This is a genomic window from Streptomyces sp. NPDC030222 (assembly GCF_055573115.1).
Window position 1 is genome coordinate 253,090 of the sequence record NZ_JBVICA010000006.1, and the last position, 23,053, is coordinate 276,142.

19 protein-coding genes are annotated in these 23,053 nt (G+C 71.0%); 9 read left to right on the forward strand and 10 right to left on the reverse strand.

Translation table 11 applies throughout. The features are described from left to right. The first annotated feature begins 91 nt into the window (after positions 1-91). From ACZ4Z5_RS11770 to ybaK, 3 genes are read left to right on the forward strand one after another with little or no spacing between them, the layout of a single operon-like run. On the forward strand, positions 92-1,120 hold the full coding sequence (locus ACZ4Z5_RS11770; RefSeq protein WP_468260518.1) for a hypothetical protein: 1,029 nt from the start codon (positions 92-94) through the stop codon (positions 1,118-1,120). Between the two features lie 5 nt (positions 1,121-1,125). Continuing rightward, positions 1,126-1,866 (forward strand): LON peptidase substrate-binding domain-containing protein, encoded by a 741-nt coding sequence (locus ACZ4Z5_RS11775; protein ID WP_468260229.1) that lies wholly within the window; start codon positions 1,126-1,128, stop codon positions 1,864-1,866. A gap of 17 nt (positions 1,867-1,883) precedes the next feature. After that, on the forward strand, positions 1,884-2,396 hold the full coding sequence (ybaK, locus tag ACZ4Z5_RS11780) for a Cys-tRNA(Pro) deacylase (protein WP_468260232.1): 513 nt from the start codon (positions 1,884-1,886) through the stop codon (positions 2,394-2,396). A gap of 15 nt (positions 2,397-2,411) precedes the next feature. Here the strand turns inward: ybaK and ACZ4Z5_RS11785 are convergent, their stop codons facing one another. The 4 genes from ACZ4Z5_RS11785 to ACZ4Z5_RS11800 form a co-directional block, all read right to left on the reverse strand. Continuing rightward, a complete protein-coding gene (locus ACZ4Z5_RS11785) occupies positions 2,412-3,080 on the reverse strand; it encodes an ABC transporter permease (protein WP_468260235.1) in 669 nt (222 codons plus the stop codon). 151 nt (positions 3,081-3,231) lie between these two features. Next, positions 3,232-4,062 (reverse strand): ABC transporter permease, encoded by an 831-nt coding sequence (locus ACZ4Z5_RS11790; protein WP_468260238.1) that lies wholly within the window; start codon positions 4,060-4,062, stop codon positions 3,232-3,234. 25 nt (positions 4,063-4,087) lie between these two features. After that, entirely contained in the window at positions 4,088-5,122 is a 1,035-nt protein-coding gene (locus ACZ4Z5_RS11795; RefSeq protein ID WP_468260241.1) for an ABC transporter ATP-binding protein, read from the reverse strand. Positions 5,123-5,133: 11 nt separating this feature from the next. After that, positions 5,134-6,411: an NYN domain-containing protein gene (locus ACZ4Z5_RS11800; protein ID WP_468260244.1), complete on the reverse strand. Its 1,278-nt coding sequence runs from the start codon at positions 6,409-6,411 to the stop codon at positions 5,134-5,136. 233 nt (positions 6,412-6,644) lie between these two features. Between ACZ4Z5_RS11800 and ACZ4Z5_RS11805 the strand changes: the two genes are divergently transcribed. After that, complete coding sequence (locus ACZ4Z5_RS11805; protein WP_468260246.1) at positions 6,645-6,818, forward strand: hypothetical protein; 174 nt, start codon at positions 6,645-6,647, stop codon at positions 6,816-6,818. 84 nt (positions 6,819-6,902) lie between these two features. Here the strand turns inward: ACZ4Z5_RS11805 and dnaE are convergent, their stop codons facing one another. After that, positions 6,903-10,442, reverse strand: a complete 3,540-nt coding sequence (dnaE, locus tag ACZ4Z5_RS11810; protein WP_468260249.1) for a DNA polymerase III subunit alpha — start codon at positions 10,440-10,442, stop codon at positions 6,903-6,905. Between the two features lie 194 nt (positions 10,443-10,636). Between dnaE and ACZ4Z5_RS11815 the strand changes: the two genes are divergently transcribed. The 5 genes from ACZ4Z5_RS11815 (at position 10,637) to ACZ4Z5_RS11835 (ending at position 16,671) form a co-directional block, all read left to right on the forward strand. Next, the gene (locus tag ACZ4Z5_RS11815; protein WP_468260252.1) at positions 10,637-11,968 is read left to right on the forward strand and encodes a DUF2252 domain-containing protein; all 1,332 of its coding nucleotides are present in this window, start codon (positions 10,637-10,639) and stop codon (positions 11,966-11,968) included. Positions 11,969-12,073: 105 nt separating this feature from the next. Continuing rightward, positions 12,074-12,760 carry a hypothetical protein gene (locus tag ACZ4Z5_RS11820; RefSeq protein WP_468260255.1) on the forward strand — a complete coding sequence of 229 codons (687 nt, stop codon included), beginning with the start codon at positions 12,074-12,076 and terminating at the stop codon, positions 12,758-12,760. Between the two features lie 49 nt (positions 12,761-12,809). Further along, positions 12,810-13,622: a DsbA family protein gene (locus ACZ4Z5_RS11825; protein ID WP_468260258.1), complete on the forward strand. Its 813-nt coding sequence runs from the start codon at positions 12,810-12,812 to the stop codon at positions 13,620-13,622. A gap of 97 nt (positions 13,623-13,719) precedes the next feature. Next, positions 13,720-15,384, forward strand: coding sequence for an alkaline phosphatase D family protein (locus ACZ4Z5_RS11830; RefSeq protein ID WP_468260261.1), 1,665 nt, complete (start codon positions 13,720-13,722; stop codon positions 15,382-15,384). A gap of 297 nt (positions 15,385-15,681) precedes the next feature. Then, positions 15,682-16,671 carry a zinc metalloprotease gene (locus tag ACZ4Z5_RS11835; protein ID WP_468260264.1) on the forward strand — a complete coding sequence of 330 codons (990 nt, stop codon included), beginning with the start codon at positions 15,682-15,684 and terminating at the stop codon, positions 16,669-16,671. Between the two features lie 160 nt (positions 16,672-16,831). On the opposite strand, the gene ACZ4Z5_RS11840 is transcribed toward ACZ4Z5_RS11835, so the two are convergent. The 5 genes from ACZ4Z5_RS11840 to lspA form a co-directional block, all read right to left on the reverse strand. Then, positions 16,832-18,448 carry a CAP domain-containing protein gene (locus ACZ4Z5_RS11840; protein WP_468260266.1) on the reverse strand — a complete coding sequence of 539 codons (1,617 nt, stop codon included), beginning with the start codon at positions 18,446-18,448 and terminating at the stop codon, positions 16,832-16,834. A gap of 443 nt (positions 18,449-18,891) precedes the next feature. Then, entirely contained in the window at positions 18,892-19,470 is a 579-nt protein-coding gene (locus ACZ4Z5_RS11845; RefSeq protein ID WP_468260268.1) for a dienelactone hydrolase family protein, read from the reverse strand. A gap of 66 nt (positions 19,471-19,536) precedes the next feature. Then, on the reverse strand, positions 19,537-21,123 hold the full coding sequence (locus ACZ4Z5_RS11850; protein ID WP_468260271.1) for a Na+/H+ antiporter: 1,587 nt from the start codon (positions 21,121-21,123) through the stop codon (positions 19,537-19,539). Between the two features lie 345 nt (positions 21,124-21,468). Continuing rightward, entirely contained in the window at positions 21,469-22,410 is a 942-nt protein-coding gene (locus ACZ4Z5_RS11855) for an RluA family pseudouridine synthase (protein ID WP_468260274.1), read from the reverse strand. Positions 22,411-22,449: 39 nt separating this feature from the next. Beyond that, positions 22,450-23,013 (reverse strand): signal peptidase II, encoded by a 564-nt coding sequence (gene lspA / locus ACZ4Z5_RS11860; protein ID WP_468260276.1) that lies wholly within the window; start codon positions 23,011-23,013, stop codon positions 22,450-22,452. Positions 23,014-23,053 lie beyond the last annotated feature (40 nt).

The following is a 23,053-nucleotide window of genomic DNA, read 5'->3' on the forward strand; positions in this document are numbered from 1 at the left end:
TACCTCGCCTTGACCGCGGTCCGTACAACCTTTACGTCGCTACCAAAGCTTCACAGTGCGCCTCTGGCGCACCCCCGACCTGCGGCTTTCAATGGTCTGCGCCATGTCCTTCCTCCGCGCCCTGATGGGCTCCCCGCGCAGGCTCGCCACCGGAGCCTGCTCGGCGTGCGCGCAGGACCTCACGGTCGGTCCCCCGGAGGACGACGACGTGCTGCTGGACGCTCCCGACGAGCGGCTGGCACCCGCCCTGGTGGGGGCGGCGCGCGGCGACCACGGTCCGGCCTCGGCGCTGCTCGCCGCCACGCGCGAGGCGGCCGAGTGGGAGGACCGCGACCGCTACACGGCCCGGCTCGCCACGTTCGCGCGGAGCCGTCCCGAGTGGCTGTCCGACTGGCTCGTGGCGGCTCCCGACGACCCGGACGCGCTGCTGCTCTCGGCGGAACTCGCCGTCCGCCGGGCGTGGGAGTCGCCGGCGCGCGCCGAGCGGCTGGCCGAGGTCACCCCGCTGATCGACGCGGCGGCCGCGGGCGCGCCCCTCGATCCCGTGCCGTGGCGGCTCGCCCTGGACCACGCCCGCGGTACGCGCGCGGCGCACGGCGTGTTCGAGCGGCTGTGGGCGGAGGCGACGCGGCGTTCCCCGCACCATTTCGGCTGCCATGTGTCCGCGCTGAAGTTCCTGGGCGCGGTCGGCGGCTCGTACGCCGAGTGCTTCGACTTCGCCGAACGGGCCGCGGACGACGCGCTGCCCGGGTCGCTGGTGCAGGCGCTGCCGGTGCGGGCGGCGTTCGCGTGTCTCGTCGGCGACGGCGGGTCCGTGCCGGCCGCCCGGCTCGATCTGGCGGCGGACCGGGGCATCGCGCTGTCGGCCGGTTACCCGGCGGGCGACGCATGGCCGGCCGAGGTCCGCAATCTGCTGGCGTACGTGCTGGTCGGCCGGGGACGCGCGGCGGACGCACGGGAGCAGTTCCGCCTGATCGGCCGTTATGCGACGTCCGTTCCCTGGGTGTGTCTGGGCGGTGATCCGCTGTCCCGCTTCCTGGAGCAGCGCGCCTCCGTCAGGGTGCCGGCGCCGACCCGGAGAAAGGCCGGACACGGCCGCTTCCGCGCCCATTACGCTTGACCGCTGTGACCACCGCGCGCCTCCCCCTCTTCCCGCTGAACTCGGTGCTGTTCCCGGGTCTCGTCCTGCCCTTGAACGTCTTCGAAGAGCGCTACCGGGCCATGATGCGGGACCTCGCGAAGACGGACGAGGACGAGCCGCGCCGCTTCGCCGTCGTCGCCATCCGGGACGGCCGCGAGGTCGCCCCCACCGCACCCGGTCTCCCCGACCCCACCTCGCTGCCCGAGCGCGGTCCGGCCGCGGGCTTCGGACCGGACCCGATCCAGGCGTTCCACCGGGTCGGCTGCATCGCGGACGCGGCGACCATCCGTGAGCGCGCGGACGGCAGCTTCGAGGTCATGGCCACCGGGACGACGAGGATCCGGATCCTTTCGGTGGACGCGTCGGGCGCCTATCTGACGGCCGAGTACGAGGAGATCCCCGAGCAGACCGGGGAGGGTGCCGGCGCCCTCGCCGAAGGGGTGCTGCGCGCGTTCCGCGCGTACCAGAAGCGGCTCGCCGGGGCCCGGGAGCGGTCGCTGTCGGGTGCCACCGACCTCCCGGACGAGCCGTCCGTGGTGTCGTACCTGGTGGCGGCGGCCGCCGTGCTCGACGTCCCGGCGAGGCAGCGGCTGCTCCAGGCGCCGGACACGGCGACCCGGCTGCGCGAGGAGCTGTCGCTGCTGCGCGCCGAGACGGCCGTCATCCGGCACCTGCCCTCGCTGCCCGCCGTCGACCTGACGCGGGCGCCGACCAGTCCCAACTGAACCGAGGAAGACACACGGTGGCGAAGAAGTCCAGGAAGCAGACGGGCGGCGCAGCACCGGGCGGCACACCGGCGACGGTGGCCCTGACCGCCGCGGGCACGGCGTTCACGGTGCACGCGTACGAGCACGACCCCGCGTCCCCCTCGTACGGCGAGGAGGCGGCCCAGGCCCTGGGGGTCTCCCCCGACCGGGTGTTCAAGACGCTCGTCGCCGACGTGGACGGACAGCTGACCGTGGCCGTGGTCCCGGTCGCGGGTTCGCTTGACCTCAAGGCCCTCGCCGCCTCGGTCGGCGGCAAGCGCGCGGCCATGGCCGACCCGGCCGCGGCGGAGCGCACGACGGGCTACGTGCGGGGCGGGATCTCCCCGCTGGGGCAGCGCAGGAAGCTCCGCACGGTGCTGGACGCGTCCGCCGGGCAGCACGCCACGATCTGTGTCTCGGCGGGCCGCCGGGGACTGGAGGTGGAGCTGGCCCCGGCGGACCTGGCGGCCCTGACGGACGCGGTCATCGCCCCGGTCGCCCGCGGCTGACCCCGCTCCGGGCGGTCACGGACGGTCGGTGGGCGGGGCGTCCTTCACGAAGGGCCTCGGGTGCCCGCCCGGGAGCCATTCCGGCTCCGGGTCGCGCGGGGCGAAGGCGGCCGTCAGGCCGAGGTGGGTGAGCATCGCCGCGAAGGGCCAGACCAGCAGGGCGCCCAGCGCGCCGAGTTCCAGCGGGGCGTCGAAGACGACGTTCGCACCGGCCTCCCTGGCCCGGACGACGAGATCGTCGGACGGCCCGAACCCGACGCCGACCCGCCAGGCGACGAACGAGCCGATCAGGCTGCCCAGCGCCAGCCCGAGCACCTGCAGGACGCCCACGTGCCTCCGCACCGCGAAGACGACCCCGGCGGAGACCACCCCGAACCCGAACGCCAGCAGGGCGAACGTGCCGTCCGCCCCGGCGGCCTGCTCGCCCTCGCTGCTCTTCAGGAAGACGGCCTTGCCGTCGGACACCAGGGGCACCCGCGGCGCCAGCCACAGCCACAGCAGCCCCAGCAGCACGCCCGCGGCCGTCAGCACCACCGTCACCACACCGGCTTCGATCAGCCGGGCACCCACCGTCGGCCCGTCGTCGGCGGACGACGCGCCCTGGGGCGAACCGTCGGCCGACGGCCAGGGGGCGTCCTGGGGCTGGTCCTGCGGGGGAGGAGGCGGTGTCAGAGGTGCGGTCACTCTGCCATCGTGCCAGGCCCGCGGGACAGAACCGGAAGCGGGACGGCCGATCGGGTTCCGGGCGGGGGCTCGGCGGACGGGGTCGGAGGGCGGGATCTGCGGGCGGGGGCTCGGCGGGCCGGGATCGGCGCGGAGGCTCGGCAGGCCGGGATCAGCGGACGGCCGCGCGGCGGTAGGCCCAGGTGGCCACCGCGAGCGAGATCACGCCGACCACGGCGCACACCGAGAGGTCGAGGGCGACCGCGGTCCAGTCGGGGTGCGCGGTGTAGGTGCGGGCGAACGCCTCCACTCCGTAGGTGGAGGGGAGCAGGTCCCGGGCGTAGCCGACGGGCTGCGGGAGTCGGTCCGGGGGCAGCACGCCGAGCAGCAGAGCCGCGGACATGCCGAGCTGGCCGAGGAGCGTGGCCAGTTCCTGGCGGGGCGCGAGCAGCCCGAGGGCCGCGCCGAGCCCGGAGAGCGCGGCGCCCGCCAGGGGGATCACCGCGAACAGCACCCACAGATGGGTCATGGGCAGCTGGAACAGCGCGGAGCCGATGATCGCGGTGACGAAGGTGCCGGGCACCGTGAACGAGGCGTACGCGGCGGCCGCGCCGAGCACCACGGCGGCCGGGGGCACCGGCAGGGTGGCGTAGTGGTCGAGGCCGCCGCCCGCGCGGAGCTGGCCGAAGTACTGGGCGAGCAGGTTGAGCGCCACGAACGCGACGACGAGGACGCTGGACCCGGCGACGACGGCACGGGCCTCGTCCCCCCCGTCGACGACCCCGCGCATCAGGACCATGATCCCGACGGACTGGAAGGTCGCCACGAAGAGCAGCGGGATCCGGGCCACCCGGGCGCGGGACAGCTGCGCCCGGTAGACGGCGGCGAGCGCGGGGAGCAGGCGGGCGCGCGGCGCCAGCGGTGCCGCTTCGCGGGGCTCCGCGGTGTCCCGGGTCCTGGCCGGTTCCGTTCCGGTCACCGCTTGGGCGGGGACAACACTCACGCCGCCGTGCTCCTGTCCGTGGGGTTCACGCCTTCACCAGTCCCTGGGTGCGTCCGCCGAGGGCGAGGTACACGTCCTCCAGGCTGGGTGTGGCGAGGGTGAAGTCGTCGAGGGCCGCGAAGGCCGCACCGCCGGTGACGGCGGCGACGGCGGCGCGGGCCTCGTCGGGGGCGAGCCGCAGCAGCCAGCGGCGGCCCGACTCCTGTGCCGAGTCGCGCAGCGCGGCGACCTCGGGGACGTCGAGGGGCGCGCGGTCGCGCCACACGAGTTCGACGCGCACCTCGTTCGCGACCCGCGCCTTGAGTCCGGCCGGGGAGTCACAGGCGATGACCCGGCCCCGCTCCAGTACGGCGACGCGGTCGAGTACGGTCTCCGCCTCGATGACGTTGTGGGTGACGAGGACGACGGTGGTGCCGCGCTCGGCGCGGCGCCGGTCGACGGCCGCCCAGACGGCGCGCCGGGCGACGGGGTCCATCCCCGTGGTGGGCTCGTCGAGGACGAGCACGGGGCGCTCGCCGACGAGGGCCGCGGCGAAGCAGGCGAGGCGGCGCTGCCCGCCGGAGAGCTTCTTCAGAGGGCGGGCGGCGAGTTCGGTGAGGCCCAGCTCGGCGAGGACGTCGTCGCATTCGGTACGGGCGTCGCGGGCGGACAGGCCGCGGAGCCGGCCGGTGGTCTCGGCGGCTAGGGCCACGGTCAGCTCGTCGAGGGCCGTGGACTGCTGGCCGAGGTAGCCGACCAGCCGTGCGGCCCGCTCGGGGTGTCTGACCAGGTCGTGGCCGAGGACGTCGACGCTGCCGGCGTCGGGCCGCATGAGTCCGGTGAGCTGGCGGACCAGGGTGGACTTGCCGGCGCCGTTGGGGCCGAGCAGGCCGAAGATCTCGCCGCGGTGCACGTCGAGGGTCACCCCGTCGGTGGCCCGTACGGCGGGCGTGCCGGGCGCGCCCCGGCGGCCGCGGGCGGCGGGGTAGGTCTTCACCAGGTCGCGCACCGCGCAGACGACGCCGGTGCGCAGGGACCCGGCCGTGCTGCCGTGTCCCGCCTGTGCTGTGCCCGTACTCACGAGGAACGAGCCTACGGGGTCGAAGCGGGCGTTCCGCCCCCGGGGGCGTGCTGGGCGGCTGCCCGGACATCGATCTCGCGCCAGAATCCCGCCCGGATCGCGTACCGGTCGTGCTCGTCGATCTGGTCGTCCTTGTGGGCCAGGAGACCGAAGCGGGCCGCGTAGCGCAGCAGTTCGCCGTCGATGCGGTGTGGGATCCGCGGGTACATCACGGAGAGCTTCTGCACATGGGCGGGATCGGGCAGGCGTTCCATCCAGCGGCGGGCGAAGACCTGCCCGACCTCGTAGGGGTCGCCACCGACGGTGGTGATGTCCTCCTCGCGGTCGGCCCAGCGCTGCTCGGCGCTGGTGAGCTGGGCGAGGGTGGGGAGGGACGCGGACTCGGGGGGTTCGCCGAGGGCACTGCTGCCAGGACGTTCGATCCAGCCCTTGTCGGAGGACCAGCGGAGGGTGGCTCCGGCGGAGTGGACGGGCGGCTGGGGGCCGGGGCCGCGCAGTCCGGCCAGGTCCTTGGGGGTGGGGACGCCCTTGGGACCGGGCGGGGTGCGGTCGGGGCTCTCCGCTCCGGTGACGGCCGGCACGGGCGAGGAGCCGTTCCGGACGGCGGTGGGTTCGGCCGTCGCGGCGGCGCGTTCCGCTGAGGCGGCCAGCGCGGCCTCGGGGAGGGGAGCGGAGAGGATGGCGGCGATCTCGGGGCGGGGGGCGGGCGGGGGCGCGCAGATTCCGGTGAGTTCCTTGGCGCGTACGGCGCGGGTGATCCAGGCACGGTCGAGCACACGGCGTTCGTCGGCTTCGGCGACCAGGTCCTCGGACTGGTTGTAGTCGCCGTCGGCGGCCTGGACGGCCCACAGGTGGACGGCGACCCCGTGTTCCTTGGCGGACATCAGTCCCGGCAGGAGGTCGCCGTCGCCGGTGACGAGGACGATGTCGGAACAGGCCCGGTTCCTGGCCAGTTCGGTGAGCTCGGCGTGCATGGCGGCGTCGACGCCCTTCTGGGCCCAGCGTCCGTCGCTGCGGGTGAGGGCGCCGAGCCGTACGGTGACGCGGGACATGACCCGCAGCCGGCGGTGTTCGGGCTGGGGCACCCGGTCGGGGGCGCCGTCGAACCAGTAGATGCGCAGCAGGGGGCGCTCGGTGTCGGCCTCGGCCCGTTCCCTCAGCCCCTGGATGAGGGCGGCATGGTCGACGGTGATGCGCGAACGGGCCGGTTCCCCGGCGAGGAGACTCGCGGCGGCGCCCAGCAGATAGCCGGCGTCCACCAGGACGACGCAGCGGTCCACGCGTTCCACCCCTCTTCCTGGGATGTGCTTCGGGTTTCCTTCGAGTCTGCCCGACCACGCGGAGGTTAACGGCCGGGACTCGATCATCGGCGTGGCGGATTCCGCTGTCGATCCCCGGTGCGCGCCGAATGACTTCGGTTCACGCCCGGTCACCGGGGGTGATGATCCGAAATGCGAGTGATTGTCCGGTGTGTGAGTCTGGCAGCGGCCCTGGCCCCTAGATCCCCACAGGAGGCGTCACCATGGCCAAGAACAAGAACCGCAAGCAGCCCGCCCAGCAGAACCGTGCACAGGAGCACGGCCCGGAGCAGGCGAAGTCCACTGCCTACGAGGCTCAGTCGATGCCTCAGACACAGGCGCAGGGCAGTCCGTCGGACGTGGCCCGTAAACATCAGCGGCGCTTCGGTCACAACTGACCTGCCGCTGCCCCAGGCACATACGTGAAGGGCGCACCCCCCAGGGGGTGCGCCCTTCGCGCGCGGGAGGCGCCGGGCCGGTGCTCAGCCGGCCAGGCAGGACGGGCCGAGCAGCACCTTCAGATCGCCGAAGAGGGCGGGGTCGGGCTGGACCCGGTGCCGGTCGAGCCGCAGCACGGTCGTGGAGCGCGGGCCCTGGAGCTTGATCCGCACCTCGGTGTTGCCCTTGTGGTGGCTGAGGATCTCGCCGAGCCGGCTCACCATGGGCGGGGTGACCTTGACGGTCGGGATGGTGAGGACGACGGGGGCGTTGCTCCCGGCCGCGGACAGGTCGGGGACCATCAGTTCCATGGCGACCAGCCGGGGCACGTCCTCGCGCTTGTCGAGGCGGCCCTTGACGAAGACGACGGCGTCCTCGACCAGCTGAGTGGACACCAGCTGGTAGGTGGCGGGGAAGAACATGCACTCGATGGAGCCGGCCAGGTCCTCGACGGTGGCGATCGCCCAGGCGTTGCCCTGCTTGGTCATCTTCCGCTGGAGGCCGGAGATGATGCCGCCGATGGTGACGACCGCTCCGTCCGCGTGCTCACCGCCGGTGAGCTGGGAGATCGCGGCGTCCGTCTTGTCACTGAGCACGTGCTCGATACCGAAGAGCGGATGGTCGGAGACGTAGAGACCGAGCATCTCCCGCTCCTGGGCCAGCAGGTACGTCTTGTCCCATTCGACGTCGGAGAACTCCACGTCGAGGCCGAAGCCGGGCTCGCTGCTGTCCTCGTCGCCCATGCCGCCGAAGAGGTCGAACTGTCCTTCGGCCTCCTTGCGCTTCACCGCGACCACGTTGTCGATCATCGGCTCGTACTGCGCGGTGAGCCCCTTGCGGGTGTGGCCCATCTCGTCGAAGGCACCGGCCTTGATCAGCGATTCGATGGTGCGCTTGTTGCAGACCACGGCCTCGACCTTGTCGAGGAAGTCCGGGAAGGAGGTGTACTTCCCCTTGGCCTTGCGGCATTTGATGACCGAGTCCACCACGTTCTGTCCGACGTTCCGCACGGCGGTCAGGCCGAAGAGGATGACGTCGTCGCCCTGGGCGGCGAAGTTGGACTCGGACTCGTTGACGTTGGGCGGCAGGACGCGGATGCCCATGCGGCGGCACTCGTTCAGATAGACCGCGGACTTGTCCTTGTCGTCCTTGACCGAGGTGAGGAGCGCGGCCATGTACTCGGCGGGGTGGTTCGCCTTGAGGTAGGCGGTCCAGTAGGACACCAGTCCGTAGGCCGCCGAGTGCGCCTTGTTGAAGGCGTATCCGGCGAACGGGACCAGGACGTCCCACAGGGCCTGGATGGCCTCGTCGCTGTATTCGTTCTTGCGGGCGCCCGCCTGGAAGATCGTGAAGTTCTTCGCCAGTTCCTCGGGCTTCTTCTTGCCCATCACCCGGCGGAGGATGTCGGCCTCGCCGAGCGAGTAGCCGGCGATGATCTGGGCGGCCTTCTGCACCTGCTCCTGGTAGACGATCAGGCCGTAGGTGACGTCCAGGACCTCCTTGAGCGGCTCCTCCAGCTCCGGGTGGATCGGGGTGATCTCCTGCTGCTTGTTCTTGCGCAGGGCGTAGTTGGTGTGCGAGTTCATGCCCATCGGGCCCGGCCGGTAGAGGGCCGACACGGCGGAGATGTCCTCGAAGTTGTCGGGCTTCATCAGCCGCAGCAGCGACCGCATGGGGCCGCCGTCGAACTGGAAGACGCCGAGGGTGTCGCCGCGCTGGAGCAGCTCGAAGGTCTTGGGGTCGTCGAGCGGGAGGGCCAGGAGATCGATGTCGATGCCCTTGCCGGCCTTCACCATCTTGACGGCGTCGTCCATGATCGTGAGGTTGCGCAGGCCGAGGAAGTCCATCTTCAGCAGGCCGAGCGACTCACAGCTCGGGTAGTCCCACTGGGTGATGGTGACGCCGTCGGTGTGCCGCACCCAGACGGGGACGTGCTCGGTGATGGTCTCGCTGGACATGATCACGCCGGCGGCGTGCACGCCCATCTGCCGGACCAGGCCCTCGACGCCGCGCGCGGTGTCGATGACCTTCTTCACGTCCGGCTCGTTCTCGTACATCCCGCGGATCTCACCGGCCTCGCCGTAGCGCGGGTGGCCGGGGTCGAGGATGCCGGAGAGCGGGATGCCCTTGCCGAGGACGTCGGCGGGCATCGCCTTGGTGAGCCGGTCGCCCATCGCGTACGGGTAGCCGAGCACCCGCGCCGAGTCCTTGATCGCGTTCTTGGCCTTGATGGTGCCGTAGGTACCGATCATGGCGACCTTGTCGGCGCCGTACTTCTCGGTCACGTACCTGATCACCTCGACGCGCCGACGCTCGTCGAAGTCGATGTCGACATCGGGCATCGAGATGCGCTCGGGGTTGAGGAAGCGCTCGAAGATCAGACCGTGCGGGATGGGGTCGAGGTCGGTGATGCCCAGGGCGTACGCGACGATCGAGCCGGCCGCGGAGCCACGGCCGGGGCCGACCGCGATGCCCTGCTTCTTGGCCCACATGATGAAGTCGGCGACCACGAGGAAGTAGCCGGGGAAGCCCATCGAGATGATCGTGTCCATCTCGTACTCGACCTGCTTGAGACGGTCCTCGGGGATGCCGCCGGGGAAGCGGCGGGCCATGCCCCGCATGGTCTCCTCGCGGAACCAGCTGACCTCGGTGTAGCCCTCCGGGATGTCGAACTTCGGCATCAGGTCGCGCTTCTGGAACATGCCCGAGGTGTCGACCTGCTCGGCGACCAGCAGGGTGTTGCGGCAGCCCTCCTGCCAGGCGTCCGAGGAGTCGATGGCGTACATCTCGTCCGTCGACTTCAGGTAGTAGCCGGTGCCGTCGAACTTGAACCGGTCCGGGTCCGAGAGGTTCTTGCCGGTCTGGATGCACAGCAGCGCGTCGTGGGCGCCGGCCTCGTGCGCATAGGTGTAGTGCGAGTCGTTGGTGACCAGCGGGGGGATGCCGAGTTCCTTGCCGATCTTCAGCAGGTCGTCGCGGACCCGGCGCTCGATGTCGATGCCGTGGTCCATCAGCTCCAGGAAGTACCGGTCCTTGCCGAAGATGTCCTGGTACTCCCCTGCCGCCTTGCGGGCCTCCTCGTACTGGCCGAGGCGCAGCCGGGTCTGGAGTTCGCCGGAGGGGCAGCCGGTGGAGGCGATGAGCCCCTCGGACCACTGGGCGATGGTCTCCTTGTCCATCCGCGGCCACTTCTGCAGCCAGCCCTCGGCGTACGCGTCGGAGGACAGGCGGAAGAGGTTGTGCAGACCGGTCGCGTTCGCCGCCCAGATCGTCTTGTGGGTGTAACCACCGGAACCGGAGACGTCGTCCCGCTTCTGGTGCGGCTGGCCCCAGACGATCTTGCGCTTGTTCCGCCGCGACTCGGGCGCGACGTACGCCTCGATGCCGATGATCGGCGTGACCCCGGCCTTCTGGGCCTGGTGGAAGAAGTCGTACGCCCCGTGGAGGTTGCCGTGGTCGCTCATGGCGATGTGGGTCATGCCCATCTCGTTGCAGGCGTTGAACATGTCCTTGAGCCGCGCCGCACCGTCCAGCAGCGAGTACTGGGTGTGGACGTGAAGGTGCGTGAAGGGCGGCTTGGTCACGGCTGCAGGCCTCCGGGCGAACGCGGGACGAAAGTCTGGGGGGTCAGCGTCGAAGTCTATGCCTCTCCACTGACACCGACCGGGCACTCGCGGGTACGGTCGCTCGTTGGTTCCGTCGTGCCGCCGTCCGTACCCCGGGCAGCGGCGGAACGGGACACCTGTCCGATTCTTCTCGTACCAGGAGGCACCACGCGATGCCGGTCCAGACGGCCACGGCCGAACAGCGCGGCGAGCAGATCCTCGCCGTCTTCGACACCGCCTTCGGCGAGCTGCTCGCCGCCGACCCGGCCGCCTTCCGCGTCAAGTTCCGGAAGATGGCGGCCTCCGCGTTCGCCTTCTACCGCGGCACGGCGTGCCTGTTCTACACGGACCTGGACGACGGCACGCCGGCCGGCCCGTATGTCGACGACCGGACCGGCCGGGTGTGGATCCACGGCGATCTGCACGCCGAGAACTTCGGTACGTACATGGACTCGAACGGCCGGCTGATCTTCAACGTCAACGACTTCGACGAGGCCTATGTCGGCCCCTTCACCTGGGACCTCAAGCGCTTCGCCGCCTCCGTCGCGCTGATCGGTCACGCCAAGGCGCTCTCCGACGGGCAGATCGGCGACCTGGTGCGGATCTACGCCGCCGCCTACCGGGAGCGCATACACGCGCTGGCGACGGGCGCCAAGGACGACGACGTTCCCCCCTTCACCCTGGACACCGCCGAGGGCCCGCTGCTGGAGGCGCTGCGCACGGCCCGCTCGCTCACCCGCTTCGGGCTGCTGGACTCGATGACCGAGATCCGGGAGTACGAGCGGCGCTTCGCGCCCGGCGGCGGTTCGATCGACCTGGACGCGGCCACGCGCTACAAGGTCCTCGCGGCATTCGACGGCTATCTGGAGACCCTGCCCGAGTCCAGCCTGGTGCGGCCCGACTCGTACCGGGTCAAGGACGTGGTGGGGCGGCGCGGCATCGGCATCGGCTCCGCCGGGCTGCCCTCTTACAACATCCTGCTGGAGGGGCACAGCGACGCCCTGGAGAACGACGTCGTCATCTACATGAAGCAGGCGCAGACCCCCGCGGTGTCCCGGCACGTCACCGACCAGCGGGTGCGCGACTACTTCCGGCACGAGGGGCACCGCACGGTGATCTCGCAGCGGGCGCTCCAGGACCACGCCGACCCGTGGCTGGGCTGGACCGAACTGGACGGCACCGGTCAGCTGGTCGCGGAGGTCTCCCCGTACGTGGTGGACCTGGACTGGTCGGACCTCGACGACCCGGCGGAGATCGCTGCGGTGGTCGCGGACCTGGGCCGGGCCACGGCGACGATGCACGCGGCGGCCGACGACGAGAGTGGGCACTCGCTGGTGCCGTTCTCCACGGAGCGGGCCATCGACGCCGCCATCGCCGCCGACGAGGACGGGTTCGCCGTGATGCTCACGGACTTCGCCCACGCCTACGGGGCGCGGGCCCGGGCCGACCACCAGATCTTCGTGGACCTCTTCCGCAACGGCCGCATCCCGGGGCTCGGCCACTGACGCGACGGACACCGGGCCGGATCCGGGCGCTCCGGGGTCCGGGCCACCGGATCCCGGGCGCACTTTAGACCTCGCTTACCCACCGGCATGACACACTGCCCTGCGATGGACATATCGGGGACGCGGCTCAGGGCGCTGCGGGCGGCACTTTTCACGGCACTGGTCGTGACGCTGTCCGCCGGCGCCCACGTGCTGCTGTCCGGGGTGCCGCTGCCGTTCTCCACGGTCACGGCGATCGCCGCCGTGGTCTTCGCCGTCGCGTACGCCCTCGCCGGACGCGAGCGGGGCTTCGGGCCCATCGCCGGGGTGCTGATACCGACGGAGCTGGCCGCGGACACCGTCTTCACCACCGGGCAGCACGTCTGCTACGGCCCGGCGGGCGGACCGGTGGCCGGTTCGCTGCGCTCGGTCGGGGTGGACGTGTTCTGCGGCGGCGAGGCGGGCGCCGCGCTGCCGGGCGTCACGGCTCCGGCACACGGCGCGGCGGGCCTGCTCGGCTCGCCGGACCCCGCGCTGCCGTGGCTGCTGCTCGCCGTCCATGTGTCGGTCGGGCTGCTCGCCGCCCTGTGGCTGCGCAGGGGAGAGGCCGCGCTGGCCGGTCTGCTGCGTGCGACGGCCTCGTTCGCCTTCCGGCCGCTGCTGGTCGCGGTCCGCGCGGCGACCGCTCCGCGCCCCCTCCTCCGGCCCGGCACCCGCATCGCGGACCGGCCGCTCACCCCGGTCCGCTCACCTCTGCTCGCGCACTCCGTCGGACGCCGGGGACCGCCCCGCTCGGCACTCGTCACCGCCTGAGCGAACACCGCAGTCCCCATTACCACGTCTTCCCACGGAGTGAATGATCATGAGTGCACGCAACAGCCAGGCCAACAAGGCGGCAGCCCGCGAGCGTCTGCGCGCCGAGCGCGAACGCCAGGCCAAGAAGGACAAGGTGAGGCGCCAGCTCGTCGTCGCCTCCGCCATCGTCGGTGTCCTCGCCGCGGCCGGCGGTGTCGGCTTCGCGGTGGTGCAGGCCAACAAGCCGACGGCGTGGGAAGCGGCCAAGACGAAGGAGCTGGCCATTCCCGCGAACGCCTCCGGCAAGGACGGCACCGAGATCGTCGTCGGCAAGCCCGAGGCCAAGAAGACCCTGGAGATGTACGAGGACGCGCGCTGCCCGATCTGCGCGACCTTCGAGCAGCAGGTCGGCGAGACGATCAAGAAGGACGTCGAGGCCGGCAAGTACAAGGTCCAGTTCGTCGGCGCCACGTTCATCGACAACGGCACCAACGGCGAGGGCTCGAAGAACGCGCTCAGCGCGCTCGGTGCCGCGCTGAACGTGAGCACCCAGGCCTTCCTGGACTACAAGGCCGCGCTCTACTCCGCGAAGTTCCACCCGGAGGAGAGCCAGGACAAGTTCGCCAAGGACGACTACCTGCTCGAGGCGGCCGGCACCGTGCCGGCGCTGAAGGACAACAAGCAGTTCCAGGCGGACGTGAAGAACGGCACCTACGACCGCTGGGCGCTCGAGATGTCGAAGAAGTTCGACAAGAGCGGCGTCACCGGCACGCCGACCCTCAAGATGAACGGCAAGAAGGTCACCTCGGAGGGTTCGGACAACACCCCGATGACCGCGCCTGAGTTCACCGCGGCCGTCGACAAGGCCCTGAAGGGCTGACGGCTCTCCACCTGGCCGCAACGCGCTGACAACGGGCAGACGAACATTACGTTCAACGTCTGCCCGTTTCGCGTACCCGTCAGTAGGGTATGCGGCCGTGACCAGTCTCCCCACTCCAACTCACAGTCGCCGCACGGTCGTCAAGGCCGCTGCCGCCACTGCCGTCGCGGGTCCGGCCGTAGCCGCCGCGACCATTCGCCCCGCTGCCGCCGCCACCCCCGCATCCGCCTCGCAGGCCCCCGCCTTCCTGCACGGCGTCGCCTCCGGCGACCCGCTGCCCGACGGGGTGCTGCTGTGGACCCGGGTCACCCCGGTCCCCGAGGCCCGGCCCGGGTCCGGGATCGGGCCGGACACCGTCGTGACCTGGGAGGTCGCCCAGGAGAGGAGCTTCTCCCGGGTCATTGCCCAGGGTTCGGCGACCGCGACGGCCGCGTCGGACCACACGGTGAAGATCGATGTACGCGGGCTCGCCCCGGCGACCTCCTACTGGTTCCGGTTCACCGCGGGCGGCATCCAGTCGCCGGCCGGACGGACCCGGACCGCTCCCGGCATGGACTCGGCCGCGCCCGGCGTGCGCTTCGGCGTGGTCTCCTGCTCCAACTGGGAGGCGGGGTACTTCTCCGCCTACCGGCACCTCGCGGCGCGCACCGACCTCGACGCCGTCCTGCACCTCGGCGACTACATCTACGAGTACGGCTCGGGCAGCTACCCGGAGCCGAAGTACGTGGTGCGGCAGCACGAACCGCTGCACGAGATCGTCTCGCTGGCCGACTACCGGACCCGGCACGGCAAGTACAAGACGGACCCCGATCTCCAGGCGATGCACGCCGCGCACCCGGTGGTGGCGATCTGGGACGACCACGAGTTCGCCAACGACGCCTGGTCGGGCGGGGCGGAGAACCACACCCCGGGCGCCGAGGGCGAGTGGGCGCGGCGGGTGGCCGCGGCCAAGCAGGCCTACTTCGAGTGGATGCCGGTGCGGACGTCCACCGAGGGGACCGTGTTCCGGCGGCTGCGCTTCGGCCGGCTGGCCGATCTGCATCTGCTCGACCTGCGCTCGTTCCGCTCTCAGCAGGTGAAGGCGGGCAACGGCGGTGTGGACGACCCGGAGCGCAGCATCACCGGCCGGGCGCAGCTGGACTGGCTGAAGGCCGGACTCGCCTCCTCCGACGCGGCCTGGAAGCTCGTCGGTACCTCGGTGATGATCTCGCCCGTGGCGTTCGGCGCGCTGCCGGCCCATCTCCTGGAGCCCCTGGCGAAGTTGCTCGGCCTGCCCAGCGGCGGTCTGACGATCAACACCGACCAGTGGGACGGCTACACCGACGACCGCAGGGAGCTGCTGGCCCACCTGCGGGAGCGCGGGGTCGCCAACACGGTGTTCCTGACCGGCGACATCCATATGGCCTGGGCCAACGACGTGCCGGTGAAGGCCGCCACGTACCCGCTGTCGGCCTCCGCGGCGACGGAGTTCGTGGTCACCTCGGTGACCTCCGACAACATCGACGACCTGCTGCACGTGGCACCGCACACGCTGTCGCTGGTCGCCGCCGGCGCCATCAAGGCGGCCAACCGGCACGTGAAGTGGGTCGACATGGACTACCACGGCTACGGCGTGCTCGACGTCACGGCCGAGCGCACCCAGATGGACTACTACACCGTCTCGGACCGTACGGACCGTGACGCCACGAGCGCATGGCAGCGGTCGTATCTGACGCGCAGTGGAACGCAGAAGATCGAGCGGGTGTACCAGCCGGTCCGATGACCGGTTCCCTGGCGTCGATTTTCAGCCATCTCCGGCGTGTTAACTGAAGATCACATTCACTCGACGGGTGGTGTTTCCCGCGGTAACGAACCGGGACACACCGCCCGTCGTCGCAGCACCGGACGTTACGTCCGCGTCCCGAACTCCGGGACCGGCCCGAGATTTTCTCCCGGATGTCCCCAATCGCCTGATGATCGATTGGGCTTGTTCAATTCTCATCAAGATCTGGCATGGGCACGTAATCTCCCGGCGGCGGTGAGAAAAACCGTCCCCCACCACCCCCCGCAAGGAGTCACCATGCGTGCTCTTGTCCGCATATCGCCGCGTCTGCGTCACCGTGCGCTCGGAACAGCAATCATGGCCGGAACCCTGGCCCTTTCCCCGCTGTCCGCGCCCACCACCGTCGCAGCCGCCAAGGCGCCGTCCGCCGCCGAGGACTGCGTCGAGACGGGCAGCGCAACGGCCCGTGAGGCCCGCCCCGGCGCCTCCGGCCACACCAACGAGCCCAACGAGATCTCCGCCGCCCAGGCCAAGGCCATGGACGCTGCGCTGAAGCAGAAGCTGGAGTCCCGGCGCGGCAAGGCCAGAGCCTTCGCGGCGACCGCGGTCACCAGCATCCCGGTCTACTTCCACGTCATCCACGACGGCACGGCCGGCAAGCTGACCTCCACGGACATCAACCGGCAGATGGCCGTGCTCAACTCCGCGTACGGCGGCCAGGGCACCGGCAACGCGAACTCGGGCTTCCAGTTCACCCTGGCCGGCACCGACTACACGAACAACGCCGCCTGGTACAACGGCGTCACCCCCGACTCCTCCGCCGAGAGGTCGATGAAGAGCACGCTGCGCAAGGGCGGCCCCGAGGCACTGAACTTCTACACCGCCAAGATCGGCGGCGGCCTGCTCGGCTGGGCGACCTTCCCCAGCGACTACGCGTCCAACCCCACGGACGACGGCGTCGTCGTCCTCGACGCCTCGCTGCCCGGCGGCTCCTCCGCCAACTACAACGAGGGTGACACCGCCACCCACGAGGTCGGCCACTGGATGGGGCTCTACCACACCTTCCAGGGCGGCTGCGGCGGCAGCGGCGACTACGTCTCGGACACCCCGGCCGAGAAGTCCCCCGCGTACGAGTGCCCGACCGGTCGTGACACCTGCACCAACAAGACCGGCAAGGACCCGATCCACAACTTCATGGACTACACGTACGACTCCTGCATGTACCAGTTCAGCGCGGGTCAGGTCGCACGGATGAAGAACCACTGGACCGCCTACCGCGCGGGCTGATTTCCCCCTGCCCCGTCCCCCGGCCCTGTCCCCCTGAGCAGTACAGGGACAGGGGCCGGTGGCTACGCCCTGCTGCGGCCGGACGGGACCCGGCAGGGCGGCGTCGCGGGTGGCCCCGGCCGCTGCACCGGGGACCACTGGAGGGCCGGCATCCGGGCCGTCAGCGGCTGGTGGCGAAGACCTGGGTCCACCAGGGCCCGCCCGCGCCCTCCCGCACGCCCATGCCGATCTCCTTCACGCGGCAGTTGAGGATGTTGGTGCGGTGGCCCGTGCTGTTCATCCAGGACCTCATGACATCGGCGGGTGTGCGCTGGCCTCGTGCGATGTTCTCGCCGAAGGTCGACCACCGGTATCCGGCGGCGGTGATGCGTTCGCCGGGCCCCCTGCCGTCCGGGTTGGTGTGGTCGAAGAAGTCGCGACGGGCCATGTCGTCGGAGTGGCCCAGCGCTGCCCTGTTCAGCAGGGCGTTCTCCCGGACGGTCGGACAGCCCGCCTTCGCGCGCTCCGTGTTGACCAGCGCGATGACCTGGCGCCCGAGGCTCTCCCCCGGGTTCGAGGGCGGCTTGGGGCTGGTCGGAGTGGCTGTGGGCCTGGGAGGCGCCGGCTTGGTGGCCGTGGGCGTGGGCCTGGGAGGCGCCGGCCTGGTGGCCGTCGGGGAGGGCTTCGGGGCCGTGGGCTGCGGCCGTGGCGTGCCGGACCCGCCGTCCGGTCCGCGATAGGCGGCGAAGATCTTGCTGAATGCGAAGGGCTGCTGTGCGACGCCACTGCACGCGGACCCTGCGGACTCCGCCGTGCCCTTGCAGGCCTTGTCCCGGTTGGCGGTCGACATGGACAGCCAGGCGATCTTCTTCGTCCGGGCGAAGTCGACGACTTCCTTCGCGTCCTGCAGGCCGAACACCGGGCCCTTGGTTCCGCCGGGGCCGTTGACGCCGATGGTCGGGGTGATCGCGAGCCTGCGCCAGGCAGCCGCTTCCGAGAGTCCCAGCGCGGTCTTGATCTGGCGCTGGGCGGCAGTGGCCGCACCGGTCGCGAGCCTGCCCATGTCACCGGGCCGGGCCGTTCCGAAGTCGTCGGGGGTGATGTTGACGGCGGAGATACGTACGCCCTGTTTCCGCGCATCGGCGAGCACGCCGACGCCGTCGGACGTCAGGCCGTTGGGCAGCGCCGGCAGGGTGAACACCACGTCCAGTGAGGGGTTGCGCTTCTGAAGCGTGGCGAGTGCCTTCGAACGCAGGGAGTTGACCTGCGGCATGTGCAGGCCGTAGCCATCGATGTCGAAGTTCACCTTGGTGAGCGCGAACCGGGATATGACCTTGCCGTAGGCCGCGGCCAGCTTCGCGGGATCGGAACAGACCGTCGCCAGCTCCGCGCCGTGGTCACCGCCGAACACCACCCGCACGTCACCTCCCGCCTTGCGGAAGGCGTCGATCCGGGCGGCCACGGGGTTGCGGCCCAGCGGACTGGAGCCGGAGATCCCGCCCCACTCCGGGACGCAGCCGCTGCCGCGGTTGACGAAGCCGAGATTGACCTCCTTCACCCCAGCCCCCTTGGCCCAGGCCGGCAGATCGAGCGACGGCTTGACCGAGGCGTCCGCATAGGGCGCGAAGGCGGGTGCCGGCCGGGGGCGGGGTTTCTGCGCGGACTGCTGATCCCCGCCGGGAAGGCGTGCCTGCGCCGCGCCCGGCAGCAGTGCGGCGACTCCTGCGGTGAGGGCACCTCCCAGGACCAGGCCGGTGGCGACCTGCACCTTGCGATTGACGGTACGGCGGTGGTTCATCAGAGAGAACTCCGTTCTCCGTAGCGGAAATGACGGGGCATCGAAAGCTCCGTCGTTTCCCTCGCACGCTAGAACACAAAACCGCGCACGCCGCCCGACCTTAAGGATATTTAAGGAAGCGATCAGGGTCGGATAAGGCACCGACAGTCTCTCCGTACAGGTTTTCCGGCTCGTCGGCACATCAACCATGGGTTGTACCGTGACCTGCGCATATGTATCTCAGGCGGCCAGCTCGCACCCATGCCGGGAACGGTGACGCGAAGTCCCTTCGAAGGCATACCGAAAGAATTACCACCCGATACCGAAACGGCAGACGGAAACAGCCGCAGGAAAGACCGAAACACCAGCTCGGCCACCAGTGGATTTCCCGGACGCCGAGGCCACGGCCCGAATTGGCCGTGGCCTCGTCACCATGTCCGCGAATGCCGCCTCGCCGCCCTGTACTAGGAGTCCGCGAGCGTCTCCAGGAAGCCCAGCGCGGTCCTCCAGGTCTGCTCGGCCGCGTCCTCGTCGTAGTCGGCCAGGCCCGGATCCGTGTAGAGGTGCCCCGCTCCGGAGTAGCGGTGGATCTCTACGTCGGCGCCGGCCTTCTGCATCTGCAGGTACCAGGTGTTCAGCCAGTCGTGCGGCTCGAACGGGTCGGGATCCGCGACGTGGAGCTGCACGGGCAGGTCGTCCACCGAGGTGTTCGCGGCGATGTCCGACGTCCCGTGCAGGAGCAGCAAGCCGCGTGCGTTGCCGTCGCCCAGGGCCAGGTTCTGCGCGATGGCACCGCCGAGGGAGAACCCCGCGTACACCATGCCCCGTTCGGAGTACGGCGCCGCCGCCAGCACCGCGCGGCGGAGCAGTTCGTCCCTGCCGGCCTCCTCGCGGAAGGCCTGGCTCTCCTCGGCCGATTCGAAGGTCCGTCCCTCGAACAGGTCGGGCACCCATACCTCGTGGCCCGCTGCGCGCAGCCGGTCGGCCGCGTCCCGCACCGCCGGCCGCAGCCCGTACATCGAGTGGAAAAGCATGATGTTCATCCGGCCATCGTGCCAGGTGGGAGCCCCGGTCCGATGCCTTCCCCAGCCACCGGGCCCCGCCCCGGCTCAGGGCAGGCTGCGCACGTCGAGATGCCGCAGCACTCGGTCGACGACCTCCGGGTTCGCGCCCGGCTCGCTGCGCGCGGACAGCACCTCGCGGCGGGCGGCGGAGAGCATCTCCCGCTGGATTCGCTGCACCGTCCTGAGCCGTTCGACCCGGCGCGCGTAGGCCTCGCGGCGCTCCTCGTCGACCATGTCGGGGCTGATCCTGGCGCCCACATCGTAGGCGCGGCGCAGCAGTTGCTCCACCACGTCCTCGGGCAGGTCCTCCTCCGCCTCGATCTCCTTGAGCCGGCGTTTGGCCGCCTTCGCGGCCCGGAGTGCCAGGGCACGCTCGTCCTCGCGGTCGGCGTCCGGCTCGGCGCGGACGCCGAGCACCCGGACCAGCCGGGGCAGGGTCAGCCCCTGGAAGACGAGCGTGCTCAGGACCACGGCGAAGGCGATGTAGACGATCTCGTCGCGGGCGGGGAAGGGCGAGCCGTCGGCCGTCCGCAGCGGGATCGCGAGGGCGAGCGCGACGGACGCCACACCGCGCATGCCGGCCCACCACATGACGACGGTCTCGCGCCAGCCGATGGGGAGGTCCTCGTCGTAGTCGCGCCGGGAGTGGAGTCTCGCGGCGAGCCAGGCGGCGGGCAGCAGCCACAGCAACCGGACGCCGACGACCACCGCGACGATGACGGCGGCCCAGCCGAGGGTCTGCCCGACCCGGCCCGTGACGGTGTCGAGGACGTTGTGCAGCTCCAGACCGATCAGCCCGAAGGCGACGCCGGTGACCAGCGTGTCCACGATCTGCCAGAAGGTGTGCCCGGCGAGCCGCCCGAGGACGTCGTCGGCGTCCATGGCGTGTTCGGCGAGGAACAGCGCGGTGGTGAGGACGGCGAGCACCCCCGAGCCGTGGAGTTCCTCCGCGAGGACGTAGCTCACGAACGGTACGAGGAGAGTGAGGCCGATCTGGAGCGTGGCGTCGTCCAGCAGGCCGAGGAGCCTGTTGGAGAGCCAGCCGAGGACCAGGCCCACGACCACGGCGACGACGGCGGAGAGCACCAGTTGCCCGATGGCCTCGGGCCAGGAGAAGGATCCGGTGACGACCGCGGCGATCGCCACGTGGTAGAGCACGATCGCGGTGACGTCGTTGAAGAGGCCCTCGCCCTCCAGGATCGACACCAGCCGCCGCGGCAGTCCGAGCGATCCGGCGACCGCGGTGGCCGCGACCGGGTCGGGCGGTGCCACGAGCGCGCCCAGCGCCACTGCCGCGGCGAGCGGCAGGCCCGGCACGACCGAGTGCGCGACCACCGCCACGGCGGCCGTGGTGACGAACACCAGCGCCACCGCCAGCAGGAAGATCGGCCGTTTGTTCACCGCGAACTGCCGCCATGTGGTGCGCTGCGCGGACGCGTAGAGCAGCGGGGGCAGCACCAGCGGCAGGATGAGCTCGGGCGGGATCTCCACGCCGGGCGCGAACGGCGTCAGCGCGATCACGATGCCCATGAGCGTCATCAGCACCGGCGCCGGCAGTCTCAGCCGGTCGCCGAGCGGCACCGTGACGATCGCCCCAAGCAACAGGATGAACAGCAGCGCCAGCTGGTCCACGGGCACCCTCCGCCTTGACGATCATCAAGACGTCCAGCGTGCCACGGAGGCCTCGGGCGCGCCGGGACCCGGGACCGCTCGGCCACAGCGGTGCGGCACATCGCCGGCCGGAACGTGCCGCGCAACGCCGGGCCGAGCATGCCGCGCAACGCCGGCCGGAGCGTGCCGCGCAATGCCGGCCGGAGCGTGCCGCGCAATGCCGGGCAGGGCATGCGGCCCCTCGTCGGCTACGGCCTTCGGCGAACTGCCGCTACAGCGTGCGGCGCATCGCCCGGTGCAGGATTTGCGCACCCCGAAGCAGGCCTCGCGGTCGGCGGGGTCTCGGCGACCGCACCCGGAAGGTGCTCACGCGCTCTCGGCGCGGACCCGGTCCAGTGCGGCCTGCAGATCGGCCGGGTAGTCGCTGGTGAACTCCACCCATTGGCCGTCCGAGGGGTGCTCGAAGCCCAGGCGCACCGCGTGCAGCCACTGCCGGGTCACACCGAGCCGGCGAGCCATCGTCGGGTCGGCGCCGTAGGTCAGGTCGCCCACGCACGGATGCCGGTGGGCGGCCATGTGGACACGGATCTGGTGGGTACGGCCGGTCTCCAGCTTGATGTCCAGCAGCGACGCGGCGCGGAACGCCTCGATGAGGTCGTAGTGCGTGACCGACGGCTTGCCCTCGGCGGTCACGGCCCACTTGTAGTCGTGGTTCGGGTGCCGGCCGATGGGTGCGTCGATGGTGCCGCTCAGCGGGTCGGGGTGGCCCTGCACGAGGGCGTGGTAGCGCTTGTCGACCGTGCGCTCCCGGAACTGCTGCTTGAGCAGCGTGTAGGCGCGCTCCGACTTGGCGACGACCATCAGCCCGGAGGTGCCGACGTCCAGACGGTGCACGATGCCCTGGCGCTCGGCCGCACCCGACGTCGAGATGCGGTAGCCGGCCGCGGCGAGCCCGCCGATGACGGTGGTGCCGGTCCAGCCCGGGCTCGGGTGCGCGGCGACCCCGATCGGCTTGACGATCACGACGATGTCGTCGTCGTCGTGCACGATCTCCATGCCCTCGACCGGCTCGGCGACGATCTGCACCGGCGCGGCCGGCGCCGGCATCTCGACCTCGAGCCAGGCCCCGCCCTGCACCCGCTCGGACTTCCCGACGGCGCTGCCGTCGACGAGGACCTTGCCGGCGGCAGCCAGCTCGGCCGCCTTCGTCCGGGAGAACCCGAACATGCGGGCGATGGCGGCGTCGACGCGCTCGCCCTCCAGGCCATCGGGAACGGGCAGCGTACGGATCTCGGGAATCGTGCTCACCCGTCGAGTATGCCCTGTCGGACCTCGTGGACCGTCCCGTCAGTCCTTGTGAACGGTCCCGTCCGGGTCCAGCCCCCGGAACGACAGCAGCACGATCAGGATGCCTCCGCAGACGATCGCGGAGTCGGCGAGATTGAACACGGCGAAGTGCGCCGGCGCGATGAAGTCGACCACGGCGCCCCGGAAGACCCCAGGTGAGCGGAAGATCCGGTCGGTGAGATTGCCCAGCGCGCCTCCGAGCAGCAGGCCGAGGGCGATGGCCCACGGCAGGCTGTAGAGCTTCCGCGCGATACGGGCGATCACCACGATCACCACGGCCGCGATGATGGTGAAGATCACGGTGAACGCCTCGCCGAAGCTGAAGGCGGCGCCGGGATTGCGCACCGCCTCGAACTTCAGCCAGTCACCGATGACCTCGATCGGCTCGTGGTGCTCCAGCTTCGCCACGACGATCATCTTGCTGACGAGGTCCAGCGCGTAGGCGACGGCCGCGACGACGAACAGGGCGAGAAGACGCCGCTTCCCACGGGATACGGGCTGCTCCTCCGGGGTCGTCTCCCCCTCAACATCTGGCGTACCGATGATGCGCTCCGCCTCTGCCACGTGAGTCCCTCAACCTAGGTGCCTGACTGTGCACGAGAGT

Excerpts from the sequence above, each read along its gene's own strand:
- ACZ4Z5_RS11770 (WP_468260518.1), top strand. The coding sequence starts at position 92 with ATGGTCTGCGCCATGTCCTTCCTCCGCGCCCTGATGGGCTCCCCGCGC.
- ACZ4Z5_RS11805 (WP_468260246.1), top strand. The coding sequence starts at position 6,645 with ATGGCCAAGAACAAGAACCGCAAGCAGCCCGCCCAGCAGAACCGTGCA.
- ACZ4Z5_RS11815 (WP_468260252.1), top strand. The coding sequence starts at position 10,637 with ATGCCGGTCCAGACGGCCACGGCCGAACAGCGCGGCGAGCAGATCCTC.
- ACZ4Z5_RS11820 (WP_468260255.1), top strand. The coding sequence starts at position 12,074 with ATGGACATATCGGGGACGCGGCTCAGGGCGCTGCGGGCGGCACTTTTC.
- ACZ4Z5_RS11825 (WP_468260258.1), top strand. The coding sequence starts at position 12,810 with ATGAGTGCACGCAACAGCCAGGCCAACAAGGCGGCAGCCCGCGAGCGT.
- ACZ4Z5_RS11835 (WP_468260264.1), top strand. The coding sequence starts at position 15,682 with ATGCGTGCTCTTGTCCGCATATCGCCGCGTCTGCGTCACCGTGCGCTC.
- ACZ4Z5_RS11840 (WP_468260266.1), bottom strand. The coding sequence starts at position 18,448 with ATGAACCACCGCCGTACCGTCAATCGCAAGGTGCAGGTCGCCACCGGC.
- ACZ4Z5_RS11845 (WP_468260268.1), bottom strand. The coding sequence starts at position 19,470 with ATGAACATCATGCTTTTCCACTCGATGTACGGGCTGCGGCCGGCGGTG.